The organism is Pseudoalteromonas sp. SCSIO 43210, assembly GCF_054133285.1.
The window spans coordinates 264,806-279,412 of sequence record NZ_CP087225.1 but is presented as its reverse complement, the minus strand read 5'-3'; the positions used below and the strand labels follow the sequence as shown (position 1 = coordinate 279,412).

Annotated in this window: 11 protein-coding genes; 2 read left to right on the top strand and 9 right to left on the bottom strand. The window is 40.3% G+C overall.

Annotated features, from left to right (window positions below; translation table 11 throughout):
* Positions 1 to 232: 232 nt before the first annotated feature.
* A complete protein-coding gene (locus LOS73_RS01195) occupies positions 233 to 1,174 on the bottom strand; it encodes a 2-dehydro-3-deoxygalactonokinase (protein ID WP_457934341.1) in 942 nt (313 codons plus the stop codon).
* A gap of 3 nt (positions 1,175 to 1,177) precedes the next feature.
* A complete protein-coding gene (locus LOS73_RS01190; protein WP_007376247.1) occupies positions 1,178 to 1,936 on the bottom strand; it encodes an SDR family NAD(P)-dependent oxidoreductase in 759 nt (252 codons plus the stop codon).
* A 197-nt stretch (positions 1,937 to 2,133) separates the two neighbouring features.
* Here LOS73_RS01190 and LOS73_RS01185 point away from each other — a divergent pair, with 197 nt between their 5' ends.
* Complete coding sequence (locus tag LOS73_RS01185) at positions 2,134 to 2,835, top strand: FadR/GntR family transcriptional regulator (RefSeq protein WP_007376246.1); 702 nt, start codon at positions 2,134 to 2,136, stop codon at positions 2,833 to 2,835.
* Positions 2,836 to 2,904: 69 nt separating this feature from the next.
* Here LOS73_RS01185 and LOS73_RS01180 read toward each other — a convergent pair whose 3' ends face one another.
* From LOS73_RS01180 to LOS73_RS01150, 7 genes are all read right to left on the bottom strand, one after another.
* A complete protein-coding gene (locus tag LOS73_RS01180; protein WP_457934340.1) occupies positions 2,905 to 5,037 on the bottom strand; it encodes an alpha-galactosidase in 2,133 nt (710 codons plus the stop codon).
* Positions 5,038 to 5,359: 322 nt separating this feature from the next.
* On the bottom strand, positions 5,360 to 6,838 hold the full coding sequence (locus LOS73_RS01175; RefSeq protein ID WP_007376244.1) for an SLC5 family protein: 1,479 nt from the start codon (positions 6,836 to 6,838) through the stop codon (positions 5,360 to 5,362).
* A gap of 36 nt (positions 6,839 to 6,874) precedes the next feature.
* Positions 6,875 to 7,636, bottom strand: coding sequence for a SapC family protein (locus LOS73_RS01170; protein ID WP_457934339.1), 762 nt, complete (start codon positions 7,634 to 7,636; stop codon positions 6,875 to 6,877).
* Between the two features lie 12 nt (positions 7,637 to 7,648).
* Positions 7,649 to 9,175, bottom strand: coding sequence for a tryptophan halogenase family protein (locus tag LOS73_RS01165; RefSeq protein WP_457934338.1), 1,527 nt, complete (start codon positions 9,173 to 9,175; stop codon positions 7,649 to 7,651).
* A 173-nt stretch (positions 9,176 to 9,348) separates the two neighbouring features.
* Positions 9,349 to 12,096: a TonB-dependent receptor gene (locus LOS73_RS01160; RefSeq protein ID WP_007376241.1), complete on the bottom strand. Its 2,748-nt coding sequence runs from the start codon at positions 12,094 to 12,096 to the stop codon at positions 9,349 to 9,351.
* Positions 12,097 to 12,286: 190 nt separating this feature from the next.
* Positions 12,287 to 13,258, bottom strand: coding sequence for an aldose epimerase family protein (locus LOS73_RS01155; RefSeq protein ID WP_033029211.1), 972 nt, complete (start codon positions 13,256 to 13,258; stop codon positions 12,287 to 12,289).
* A gap of 200 nt (positions 13,259 to 13,458) precedes the next feature.
* The gene (locus LOS73_RS01150; protein ID WP_033029213.1) at positions 13,459 to 13,857 is read right to left on the bottom strand and encodes an acyl-CoA thioesterase; all 399 of its coding nucleotides are present in this window, start codon (positions 13,855 to 13,857) and stop codon (positions 13,459 to 13,461) included.
* A 33-nt stretch (positions 13,858 to 13,890) separates the two neighbouring features.
* On the opposite strand from LOS73_RS01150, the gene LOS73_RS01145 reads away from it, so the two are divergent.
* Complete coding sequence (locus LOS73_RS01145; protein ID WP_033029215.1) at positions 13,891 to 14,595, top strand: 2OG-Fe(II) oxygenase; 705 nt, start codon at positions 13,891 to 13,893, stop codon at positions 14,593 to 14,595.
* Positions 14,596 to 14,607 lie beyond the last annotated feature (12 nt).

Sequence of the window (14,607 nt, the reverse complement as noted above, 5' to 3'; positions counted from 1 at the left end):
ATTGGCTGCAATAGCCCTAAAAGCTTTCTACGAAACCCCTTTATAATTTAATCATTATGAAGGGGTTTAATTTTCTCGGTTATATAATACCAATCCGCAATAACACTTGGTCAATTTGAGGGCTTAAACCTGGCGCTAACTATGTGAATAATTTCTGATATAGAACAACTAAATAACGAAATTCTCACCTTGTTATCGACCCGATTTTCTTACTTCAAAATCGCTCACTTAATTAAGCTGATTGATATAAAAAATTAAAACCGCTCAACGTAGCCATTTTAATGTCAAACTCAACACATTTAACGCCTATTTGGTTAAGTGCCGTAGAAAAACATTTATTAAGCTGTTTGGTTCCCACTACCACAACTTGTGTATTACTTTGCAACTGCCACTCACTGGCATGGCGTGCTGCTCGTACGTCACTGCCAATTAACACACCCGATAAATACGCTTTAGCTTGTACAGGTGTTAACTCCTTTGAAAGCTGACGAGTACGCACACTAAAAATACCATGCGCTAAATTACCACTATCACTGCCAAGCGTGAGTTTGCACCCTTGATCAAATGCTTTCCAATCAAAGTCGCCCTCTTCACAGTCACTGGGTATCAATACACTTTGGTGGCACAGTAAATCGTATAACTCGCCAGTCATTGCGGTTTTAAAGCAGATTATTTCACCATGGTTTATAAGTACCCACTTAGTATGTGTACCTGGTAAACACAGTAATATTTTACCCTGTTGATACTCTGGGTTTTGTTTTAAAAACCCTAAAATTTGCAGCTCTTCACCGCGCATTACATCAAATAAAGAATTTTGTAGGGTACATTTAGTACCCGGCAACGCTTTAATAGTATGCCCTGCACAATTAAAGCTAATAGCAGCATCAAGCAAACTCTCAGGGTTTATAGGGCACTCTAAATAGGGCGTTTCGTACCAACCTATACTTGATGTGATTTGCCCTGCTATATATACAGGTACGCTGCCATACTGCTGACTCCAAGGCTCGATAGCACTAAGAAGCGTTTGCTCAAAGTCTTGGTTAACTTTTACAACACCTGGCCCATCACGTTGTTCAAGTAATGTAAGCGGTTGTTTTGCGTTAACGCGGCACAAATAAGCACGTAAATGACTGGTACCCCAATCAACGGCTATAAAAAGAGATGAAGTAGTCAAACTTTAAAGTCTCCCACCGTCAATTTTAATGCCCTGCCCGGTAATCATACTGCTTTCATCTGCCGCTAAAAACATCGCTAAATTAGCAACATCCTCAGGTGAAACTAGCTTTTTAAGCGCCATAGCTTCCATCCATTTTACTTGCTCGGCCTCTGTAAACCAGCTTGCTAATTGACGGTCGGTAGCCACCCACCCAGGTAAAATAGCATTTACGCGAATACCAAACTCGCCATAATCACGAGCAAGTGCCTTAGTCATGCCTATAAGACCTGCTTTAGCGGTAACGTAACCGGCCATTTGCGGTTGGCCCATTATGGCATTGATAGAACTAAAGTTTATAATACTGCCCGCCCCTTCTCGCTGCATAAATGACATAGCGACTTGGGAAGCAAAAAAGGCTGGATTTAAATTAATTTGCAGACACTGATCCCAGTCTTGCACTGTAACGTCTTCGCTAGGTTGACGGCGATCGTTTGCTACGTTATTGACCAGTACATTGACGCTACCAAGGGCAGCACACGCATCAACTAATGATTGCTGCAGAGCATGGGAATCAGTTACATCAACTTGCCTGTACCATAAGTTAGCTTGTGGGAGATTGTTAATGAGCGCCTGCGCAGCATCGTCGTCTATATCGATAAAAGCAACTTTGGCATTTTGCTTAGTAAATGATTCGACCATTGCTCTACCGATGCCTGATGCACCACCAGTAATAAAAATAACTTTACCAGAAAGACTATGATATTGAGCGAGGGTGTTCAAATTCAACTCTCCATACAGCACATATAAAATCTTATTTAAACCCTTTATAAACTGATACTTACAACATAAAGGGCCAAACCAAATTGTTATTACTGTGTTAAAATACTTAACTAATAAAAAGTTTATACCATATCCTTACGTACATTAATATGATATATGATATATAATCTAGCAATATGAACTCGGAAACTCGCACAATGAAAAGCCAACCTCGTCAAAACTTAACACACCAACTAACCCATGATTTGGGTTTTGCTATTGTGCGTGGCGTGTACCCTGTAAGTGAAGGTCTGCCGTCGGAAGCTGACTTATGTATAAAATACGATGTGAGCCGTAGTGCCACTCGCGAAGCGGTAAAAATGCTCTCTGCTAAAGGATTAATTTCGTCGCGTCCTAAGCAGGGTATTCGTGTATTACCTGAAAGTAGCTGGAACATGTTTGATACCGACGTACTGCGTTGGATTTTAAGCAGCAAACCGTCACTTTCTTTATTAAAAGAATTTACCCAAGTCCGTGTAGCACTTGAGCCTCAAGCTGCAGCGCTTGCAGCGGTGAATGCAACTGCTGAACAACTCGTTGAAATAGATAATGCATTAGCGCGTATGGCCGATGCCGATGAAGGATTAGATGATCCTCTCGAAGCTGATATTGCCTTTCATACCAGTATATTAGTGGCCAGCAACAACCGATTTTTTGTACAATTGACTGAGTTTATTAGCACCGCATTACGTGTAAGTATTCGCTACACTAACCATATTAAAGGTGTACCCGGCGCTGATGTAGCAAAGCATGCAGACATTTTAAATACCATAAAATCACGTAACCCAGAGCTGGCTAAAAAAGCAGTAGAAACTATTTTAGAAGAAGCGCTTGAGCTTATCGAATCAAAGCTGGTGTAGTAAAAAGTTACTTTTGACAGATTAAAAAAGGGAGCTAATTAGCTCCCTTTTTGCTGCCCATATTTAAAATTACGCTTTTGTAAGTTCAAAAATAAGCGATGTTTGCGGGAATGAAATTGGCATTTGTAAGCCAAACTGCATTAACGCTTCACCTGTAAATGTTTGACCATTTACCACAGCAATAGAAGATGGGCGATACTCTTCAAATTTTACCGGCCACACTAAATTAAGTGTATATTGTGCATCGGTATCTAGGCCAACAAAGCGTAATTTATTAGGCGCTGTACGCGGTGTTTCGCGAACGCTATTATAGGCAAATAACGCTTTTGTTTTTTGCTCATCGATTAAACCAAAGTTAATTGATAAATCGTCGCTATCAAGGCGGTATAAATCGGCGCTATGAATAAACTCCCGATGCTCTTTGTGAAGTACTATTGCCGCTTTGAGTGTATTGTATTCGTGATCGGTCAGCTCACGTGGGTCCATTTCAATGCCCATGTGGCCAAACATTGATACCGCAGCACGCATTTCAATGCTCACATTACGCCCTGTGATATGACAATCACGTGGGCCTACGTGTGCACCCATTACCGACGATGGGAAAAAGAACGAACATCCACGCTGTATTTCAAGGCGATCAAGCGCATCGTTTGAATCTGACGTCCATACACGGTCTGTGTGTGCAAGTACGCCGTAATCTACACGTGCACCACCTGACGAACAGCTTTCTATTTCAAGCCCTGGGTGCGCACCTTTAATACGATCAATTAAACGATAAAGTGCTAATGTTTGCTGATGCACAGCAGGCTTGCCATCAAAATTACCCGCATGGTTAATATCGCGGTTCATATCCCATTTAATGTACTTAATGGTTGGGTATTCAACTAAAATATCGTCAATGGCTTTGTATAAGTACTCAACAACCTCAGAGCGCGTTAAATCAAGCACTAGCTGGTTTCTAAAACTTAACTGTTCGTTGTTTTGGGAGCCTAAAACCCAATCTGGATGCGCGCGGTATAAATCACTATCTGGGTTAACCATTTCTGGTTCAAACCAAATACCAAACTCCATACCTAAGCTATTAACATGATCAATGACTGGCGATAAACCATCTGGGTAAATTTTGTAATCTACTGTCCAATCACCTAAGCCTGCATTGTCGCCACGGCGGCCTTTAAACCAGCCATCATCAAGTACAAAACGCTCAATACCTAACGGCGCTACTTTGTCGGCTAGTTGCTTAAGCGTGTCTACGTCGTGATCAAAGTAAATACCTTCCCATGTGTTGTAATGCACAGGGCGTGTTTTTTCGCGCTGTGCTTGGCTAAGTAAATTAGCTTTAACAAAACGATGGAAATTACGAGAAAGCGCACTAAAACCTTCACTTGAAAACGAGCCATAAATACTCGGGCTTTGATACGTTTGACCTTTAGCAAGTGTAAGCTCACCAGGAAGTAATAGCTCGCCCATTTGTACATAACGGCGCCCTTCAGCTAAAAGCTCTGCACGTAGTTTATTGTTGCCGCTCCAACCTAAATGAAAGCCGTAACATTCCCCGTGTTGCTCGCCTGCATTTTCGTTATGCACTAATAAACCAGGAAATACATCGTGTGATGTTTTGCCTTTACGGTTTTCGCGAACAAAACTACCTAAGACTAAATCAACCGATTGACGCTGGAATTCGTTTGACCAACGACCTTCAAAGCTCACTATTTTGCTTACGCTATCTGGCAATTGAAATGTTGGCGCGGCGCAAAAATTAACGCCCAGTGGTGAGTCACCTAAATTAGTTAATACAGTATGTGCACTTAGTACGTCAGTGCTTTTATCAAGTGTAATGCTATGCACGACTTCAATACCACGAAGCTTATCTACACTTACAAACTCAACGGTCGCACTTGAAGGCTGACGCACTTCTTGAAGCTCTGGCCCTACTGACCATGCAATTGAATCATTTACTAGCTCAAGCCCTGGCGCACCAGTAAAGCCCTCACCTAATAACGGAGATAGAGAAATAGGCGCTTCTTCAACCACGGCACATTTAACTTCTTGACGGGTAGCAAGTTGAGTTAGCATTGCCTCGGTTGTTTGCTCAGATAGGCGTTTACCAAAGTACAATAACGCCGGTGTTTTACTTTGGCAGTCGAAAATAACCGTGCTATTAGCGCTATCTAATCGAAAAAATGGTTTAATATCGGCCATAATTCTCCTATCCTTTTAATCTATTACGAGTTAAATAATGTGAGTATGTGAGTCAGTTATTTTGTGTGTGAACTCATTTACCGTTGCTTGAGATACGACCGGTCAGACAGTGGCCCTCAATAATAATAGTATATATCATATAAATTAGCTTTTGATAGCCTTTGCACTACAAATAGTTAGATAAACTCACTGGAAGTACCACTGCAATAAAAGACATTAAACTAACCTTAACTCAAAAATCCAATTACTCTCTTTTTGCTGGATAAAAAAATCGGCCAAGAATTACCTGTGACCGATTTTAATAGCTTAATTTATCTGTAGTTTATTTTTGTATTAGCGTCTGCGTTGCGCCATCAAGATCAGGAGTTTTACCTGCCCACTGCGCGTTTAAGCCAAATACCACTTTATTTACTACTAATGCAAAAGTCACACATACAATGAGTGTAATTGGCATTAAGTGAATGTAATGAATGTCGGTATGTAGTGGTGAGTTTGCAAACGTAAGCATACCGTACATAACCACGCCTAAAATTACCGCTGCAATACCCGCACGGGCATCAACATTTTTAAATAATAAGCCCACTACAAAAATAGAGAATATAGGCATACTTAATAAGCCGTTTAATTGCTGTAGTAAGTTAATAATACTGTCGGCTTGCTGATAAATTGGTACAAGTACCAGCGTTAAACTCGTTAGCAATAATGTTACGTAACCACTTAGCTTTACTACACTTGGCTCTTTATTAAAGTAAGCTTCGTGAATGTCACACACATATAGTGCTGTGGCTGAATTTAATAAACTGTTGTAAGTAGACAGCACTGCCGCCGCCATTGCCGCTGCAAATACACCAGTTAACCATGCAGGCATTACATCACCAACAATTCGACCATAAGCAGCGTCGCCAATATCGCCATAAAGTTTAAACGAAATAATACCCGGTAATACCACAATTGCAGGGACGATTAAAAAGCGAATACCTGCTGCTGCAAATATACCTTTTTGCGCTTCTTTAACATTAGGCGCTGCCATTGCTCGTTGCGTAATTGTTTGGTTAGTACCCCAGTAATACATTTGAATAAAGATCATACCGGTTAAAAGTGTTGGCCACGGAATAGGTGAATCAGCATCGCCGATGAGTGTTAAACGCTCCTCTGGAATACCCGAAAAGTCATAGTCAATCGCATTAAGCGCTAAAAAGACTACTAAAACAGCCATGCCCAGTACAAGTATGCCATTGTAGGTATCCGATACAGCAACTGCCCGCAAACCACCAAAAAATGCATAAACAGCACCAATAATGGCAAACGCGGTGGCAATATACATTAGTGGAATATCAACCTTAAACATGGTTTGCATAAACAGCGCGCCAGAATAAATAACCGCTGGCATATAAATAAGTGCATTACCTAAAAAGAATAATCCCCCAATAACAGCGCGAATATGTTTGTTGTTATAGCGCTTTTCTAAAAGCTCTGTGGTAGTTGTACAGTTATATTTGTAATAAACAGGGATGAATACTTTAGCTAAAATAATTAAACCTATAATTGCAGCAAGCTCCCACCAAACCAGTAAGGCCATTTGGTTACCGTTCATGCCAACAAGCTGGTCAGTACTTAAATTAGTAAGTGTGATTGAACCTGCAACAAACATCCAAGTAAGGCCACCGCCGGCTAAAAAGTACTCTTTAGTTTGGCTTTGTCCGTTATTACGATTTTGGCCTCGGCATTTCCAATAAGTAAGGCCACCAATTAAAGCGGTGACAAAAACAAAAACCACCAGCTGTAAAATATTATCTGACATGTGTGTGTCTCTTATATGTGTGTGAAAATAGACACGCTATAGCGCGTGTGAATCTCGACTTAGTTCTAATTTAATTTGCTTTAAAGGCTTGAGGTCTGAATACTGATTATGAAGTTTCACTAAGGCGTTAAGCTGAAACAGTGAAATAAGCATGCTGTTAAGCACACTTAAGTAACCCTTCTTTTGTAGTTCTGCAATGGTATTGCTATCTAATGTTTGCAGTTTGTCTTCATCAACGGTGCTCAAACCTTGAATGGTTTGGGTTTCGCCTTGTTCAAACTGTAAAACAATATCAATATTTTTAATGAGCCCTAAGCGCACTACTTCCTGGGTAAATTGATACGTTTGATAGTCATTTTTTAAATCGCTCTCAAGTAGCTTTTGTTGCGAATTTAAAAATAAGCTTGGGTTACCTTTAGCATCAAATAATGCCTCACCATGCTGCGAGTTTACAGCTGAGCTTTGCTCATCAATCGCAATAAAGTAATCGCTACTGTTTGCTTCACGGGTCATTAAATGAAGAGGGTGAGTTTGCATACATACCGGTGTGTAAAGTGCCTGCCATTGGTTGTTATTCACCAATAAACTTTGCCCGGCGTTAAAACTTGTTAACGCTGATATTGTGTAGCTGCCATTTTGTGCGTTACGGGCTAAAAAAATAGGTAAGTCGCAGGCTACTTTTGCTATTTCATTTGCTCTTAAATTAACTAAATGCTGCGTTTTTGCGTATTCAACTGCTGCATTGGGGTTAATTTTTAATGTTTGGTGTTTAGTGTTTACGAGTTCACTAATAGCCATAGTTACACATCCTTAAACTGGGTTAGCTGCTAGCCACTGCTCTATAAAAGCACGATGTGGCGGCAAAGTTTGTAACATCTGCTGTGTAAGCTGGCTGTTACGTTCAATTATTTGTTTGGCTTGCGCATGTTGTGAATACAAATATGCTTGTTTAGTAAAGTCTGGCTTAAAGCCCATACCGTACAAAACATACTGATAACTGGCAGCAGGGAATAACTCTAATGCGCCATGAAAGTCTTGAATAAGTGGACCGCGGCTTCCCCAAAGAAGTAAGTCTTCTTGCAGGGTTTGTGGAATAGTATCGGGCTGTACATGTGCTTGCCAGTAAGGTTCTGGGCGCTTGGTTAGCATGTAATGTAGCTTTAAAAAGTCGATAATACGCTGCCAGCGGTAATCCATTTGCTCGTTAAAGCGTTTAGCTACAATAGGCATTACTTGTGTATCTGCTGGCATATGCTCTGCTACAAAGCGTGCTGAAATTTCAACAAGCATAATAGCGGTTGCTTCAAGCGGCTCCACAAACCCTGCCGACATACCAATGGCAACACAGTTTTTATGCCAAAACTTTTCACGGTAGCCCGACTCAAAGCTAATCTTACGGGCAGTTAAACAGTTTGCTGCATCGCCTAAATAGTTTCTTAGGTTTTGCTCTGCTTCATCGTCTGATAGAAACTTGCTTGAATATACATGCCCTACACCTCGGCGGTGCGTTAAACCTATATCCCAAATCCATCCAGCGTTTTGCGCTGTTGCTATGGTATGGCTGGCTAAGGAGTCATCGTTTTCATCATAAGGGACTTGCATCGCCAGAGCGCTGTCGTTAAATAGCACGTGGTCCATTTTTTTAAACGGTACGTTGAGCGCTTGGCCTAATAACAATGATGAAAAACCAGTACAGTCTATAAATAAATCAGCGCTTATAGTGCGGGTTTGATCTTTTAGAGTAAGCTCATTTATTGCACCATCGTCATCAAGTTTTACCTGATCAACAGTACCAATAATATGCTCTACGCCAAGCTTACTTTTACAATGCTGTTTAAGCATTTCTGCAAAAGCGCCGGCATCTAAGTGATAAGCGTAATTACAATTACCTTGATATTCACCTTGCGCTATACCCCGAGGGGCTAAGCTTGCTTCGCAAATATCATGTTGAAAATTAGTTTGCTGTGCAAAGTCTTCAACATTATCTAAATAAGGGGCTAAATCTATGCGGCCGTAGCCTAGCGGTACAGTAAATGGATGGTAGTAAAAATCGTTGTTGCCGTGCGTCCAATTTACAAATTTACCACCTTGCTTAAAGGTAGCGTTACAGGCTTTAAATACATCAACTTCACGCAAACCTATTTGCTGAAGAGTGTTTTTCATAGTGGGCCAGGTACCTTCACCTACACCAATTGTTGGAATATCTGACGATTCAACCAACATCACTTTTAAGCCGTCACCATTTTTACCTTGGTGATACGAAGCTATAATTGCAGCGCTCAGCCATCCTGCTGTGCCGCCACCAATTACGGCGATTGTTTTTATTGTTTTATTCATAACGGACTACTCTTTGAGTACTTTATTGATAACCGGCTAGACAACAAATGCCCTTTCGGGCATTTGTTTAAATTAGTCTCATTTTGTGCAAAATAGCTACTAACTTTATTAGTAACAGGACTTATAATGCACTGCAATGAAAACTAAGAGGCAGTCGCTGCCTCTGCTATCAATTAAAACGATCCACGAATACCAAACGCGTAACGTGAGCCATTATCTTCTACTGAATAGATTTGGTTAGCAAAACGACCTGTTTGTACTAGCTCTTCTTCAGTGATATTGATGCCTTCAGCAAAAATAGTGAAGTTTTCGTTAATATCGTAGCTTGCACTAATATCCCACTGACCGTAAGTTTCTACGTTCACTGGTTCACCGTTAAAGCCATTATCAACTAAGCGTAAAAAGCCTTCACGGTTGTTAAATGCAACACGTGCTTGCCAGTTATCTTGCTCATAAAACAATATTAAGTTTTGCGAATCGCCTAAACCTTCAAGTGCAAACGTTTGTGTGGTGTCTGCGCCTACGCTAATGTCACTATCTACGACTGTGGCATTGGCTATAATACCAAAGCCATTATCAAATATGTGCGTCACACCAACTTCATAGCCCGTTACTTTAGCTGACTCACCATTTTGAGGGCGAGTTACTGTGTATACCTCTGAACTACCATTGAGTTCATCATCAGCTTGGTCTGTACATGTAGTACACGCAAAATCAGGACCCGAACGGTCAGACATTTCAAATGTTTCTGCACCTGTTAGCGTGACAATGAAGTCGTCAACTTCTTTACTAAATACTGCAAAGCTAAATAAGTTAGCATCGTTGTAGTACCACTCGTAAGAAATATCCCAGTTTTCTGATTGGAATGGCTTAAGAGCAGGGTTGCCACCATTTGCCGTTAAGTTTTGACGACGAGGCTCGTTAAACGTAGTCGCTGGTGATAACTGCGACATCGTTGGACGAGTAATACTGTCGTACGTAGCAAAACGTAAAATCATATTGTCTTGCAGTTCTAACTTAACATTTAAAGATGGTAGTAAGTTTGAGTAGCTAGTCCCTTGTTCAATGCTTGTAGCCGGACCAAATACGTTAGCAAACAAAGTTGCATCCGTCGTTGGGATTACATCACTAATAAAGCTCTGTATTGCAGCTACTTCAATATCAGTTTCAGAATAACGTGCACCTAAGTTAACGGTTACAGGCATATCCGCAAGGTCAAAACCAAGCGTAAAGTCCATGTATAGGCTGGTGATGTCTTCGTTGATTGTGTAGCGGTTATTTTGTAATGTTGGCTCTACTGGGAAACCTTGATCGGCTAAATAATCAAGCATTTTATCACCGTCGTAGGTGTAAAATGTATCGATCAAACCTGGGAAGTAGTTACTTGCTTGATAGGCTTCAAAATCAATTGCATCAAGTGGTGCTTGCGTCCCATAACCACAAAATTGACATTGAGTACCATAAACTTGAAAACTTGATTTTTCACGCTCTTGGCGATAAGCACCAAAGTTGATTCGATCTACAGGGCCTTTATCTGGCACGTATTCAAAATCGGCTTTTACTTCTGTGATTTCATCTTCATCTGTAAACTGAAGACCGACTTCATTGTAGTGAAGGCGCGCAAGGCTAGGATCTGGGAGTGAACCATTTTCAAACCCGTCATGCTGAACAGTAGGAACACTGCCTGTACCATCAAAGCTATAGCTATTAATAATACCTACAACATTAAAACGGTCAGTACCTGCACGGTCGTTTTCAGCTGTTGAGCGAGATACATCAAACTTTGCTTTTAGTGACTCGTTTACTTGCCAGTCAACATTAATACCAAATGCTTTGTTAGTTACATCACGTGAGTTACGCGTGTGTGATACAAAATCACTTGCAGGGTCGCCACTTGGCGCACCTAAACCCACTTCTTGAGAGAAAGTTAAAAGCGTGCCTGTTTCTGGATCAATCGTTGCGCTACCTACGCGGTCTGGTTCAAACCAAGATGCTAAATCGCGTACTGTTGAATCAACTTCAAATTTTGAAATCATGCCATCAACCGTAATCGTAACATCGTCAGATGGCGCATATTGCAGTACTAAACTTGCATTTGTACGCTCACGGTCTTGCTCATCAACAACTTGGTCCCAGTTACGTGGAATATAGGCATTTTCAAACAATACACCATCAGTTGGATTAGAGATTGTTTGGCCGCCGCGCCAACCTGCCGTTAAAATTTGGTTATTTTGAAGTTTACGTTGCTGATTAGTGATGGCAAAAAGCACACCTAGCTTGTCATCGTTAAACGTATTACTTATTAAAAATGATGTTGATGGGGATACTTCTTCAGAAAGGCTTTCGTACATACCTTTAACTGAACCTAAAATATGTAAACCACCAAAATCAAAAGGACGTGCTGTAGTTACGTTAACCGTACCACCAATGCCGCCTTCTTGAAGCGTTGCTGTATTACTTTTATAAATATCAGCACCGGTGATTTGATCTGCGGCTAATACATCAAAATTAAATTCACGACCTGCACTGTCTGTCGCAATTTGACGACCATTAACAAGTACAGTATTAAATTGTGGACCAAAACCACGAATAGTTACCGCTTGTCCTTCACCACCACTGCGGTCAATTGCTACACCTGTAATACGTTGTAGAGATTCTGCGACGTTTAAATCAGGAAATTTACCAAGATCTTCTGCTTTAATCCCGTCTGTAACAACATTAGATGCTTTTTTATCTAACATTGATGAACGTAAGCTGCTGCGGATACCCGTTACTGCGATAACTTCAACATCCTCATTTACTACTGTAGGCGTATCGCCTTCAGCGCCTTGAGCTGCAACGTTTCCGCTTGCCAATATGCCAGTGATAGCAATACTGATCGCGGTTTTCTTGTTGAACGATAACTTATTGTTAATTATCATTTTTTAAAAACTCCTGATTGTGTGTAGTCGTTGTGTCGTTGTGGTAGTGCAAATAGTTTCAAATACTATTTATATTATAAATACTTTAAATCAAGCTGAAGTGCAACCTTTTCCTTGATTGTAGGGCGTTATTTATTACCGTATTTTTTCTTTTTATTTTCTTTAAATTAACATCAACATATTGAGTTAATTACGAAAATGCGTAAATAATAACCTGCTCATAAACTTCATCAGGTAATAAATTAGCTTTTGGATAATTTTCACGGTTTGGCGCGTCAGGCCAATTTTGCGCTTCAAAACACAAAGCTTGTCGTGCTTTAAACGGCGCACCGACGAAGTTAGCGGTGTATAACTGCATACCTGGCTGAGTGCTTTTGAGCGTTAAATTAACCTTCGTGTGTGGCGAGATTAATGTAGCCATCGTCTTTAAACTGCTGTCATCATTAAAAATATAGCAGTGGTCAAAGCCATTTCCAGCTTCTAGCTGAGGATGAATGGCGCTTAATGCCTCCCCAACTTGACTTGGTTTAGTAAAATCAAAACAAGTACCTGTCACTAATGCCGCTTCATTAAGCGGGATGCTGGTTTTATCGATGGGAAGGTAGTGACTGGTATTTACTTGAACAGAATGATCATTAATTGATTCGCTGCCATCAAGGTTAAAATAACAATGGTTAGTAAAATTAACGAGTGTTTCTTTGTTAGTCGTAGCTTTAAAGCGTAATGCAAGCTCGCCATTTTTAGCACTAATCGTTTGCCAAACCTGTAACTCACCGGGGAAGCCTTGCTCACCATCGGGCGAGCAATAATAAAGCTCAACTTCACTTTCAGTTTGTTTGGTTACTTGCCAAAGTACTTTATTAAAGCCTTTAACACCGCCATGTAAGCTATTAGGGCCGTTGTTCGTTTCTAATTGATACTGCGTACCAGATAAGCTGAAACGCCCCTTTGCAATACGGTTAGCGTATCTACCTACTGTAGCGCCAAGGTAAAATGGGTTTTCAAGATAGTATTGAGGGTCATCGACGCAAAGTGTCATTTCTTGCTTTTTAAACTTTATGCTTTTAATTATTGCACCAAATGGCAAAATTTCAGCGGTTAAATCTTTACCATCACTGAGCTGAATAACTTGTAAAAGCTGGTTATTGGCAATAGCTACCACATGTATTCTCCAATCAAATTACCGAATTAACATTTTCTGTTATGACGGCGCAACAATATATATTATAAATAGTATATAACTGAAGCCTGTAACTCAATCTAAATACGTTAAAATTTCTCGATAAAAATTTACAGCTGCCATTATTTATTTACAATAATTAAGCTTCGCCGGAGGTTATATAAAATATAGGCTCCTCAAGGTCAGCTTCTTTGGCATATATGCTCATTAAGCGCTGTTTTTTCGTCAATACTAAGGGCCTGCTTTGATTTTGCGATAAAATCGTATCTCACCATAACGGCTTTACCTATTGCGCAGCATTTATCATGTTGCCATGCTTCTTGCCTAAGCGTAAAAGAGCTAGTGCCTATATGCTCTACAGAGGTTTTTACTGTTACTTCGTGGCCATAAAATAATTCGCCTACAAACGACACTTCAACTTTGGCAATTATCAACTTCCAATCATGTGGATTTAAATCAGGCGTAAAAAACTTAAAAATAGGTGCACGTGCAACTTCAAACCATACCGGGAGTACGGTATTGTTAATGTGTCCGAGCGCATCAGTTTCACTAAAGCGCGGCATCACTTTTTCAATAAACATAAAAATCCAATAATAATTATATAAAGGTTACTCATGACGGACTTTATTCGCGTATACGATAACGCGCTAAGCAATGATTTTTGCGATGAATTTATTACCACATTCGCGCAAAGCCCGCATGTAAGACAAGGGGTGACATCGGGCGGTGTCGATCTAAAGAAAAAAGACAGCCACGATCTACACTTAAATAATCACCCCGAATATGCTCAGCAATTAAAACATATACAACAAACAACTGCACAGCATGTTTTTAAGTATGTTGAAGAGCATATTTTTATGATGATTGGGGCGTTTGGTTTAAAGGTATATCATCCAAAAACGGGGGAAGTAGTTGATTTAACTCATGCTAATTTTGAAGAAGTAGGAAAGCCGCAACTCCCCGTTTTAGTGCAGCAGATTTTTAGACTTGGCAATATTCAAGCGCAAAAATACGAAGTAAACAAAGGTGGCTACCCTTACTGGCACAGTGAAGTTTATCCGCAGCTACAGCACAATGAAGCATTACATCGCGTGTTGCTATTTATGTTTTACTTAAACGATGTAGAAGAAGGTGGTGAAACAGAGTTTTATTATCAAAACCGTAAAATAGCCCCTAAAAAAGGCACTATGGTAATAGCACCTGGCTACTTTACACATACTCATAGAGGCAATAAGCCAGTATCAAACGATAAGTATATTTTAACATCGTGGGTACTGTTTAATCGAGCAGAACAAATATATGGTGCGCCTAAGAGTTAGCGCACCAAAATC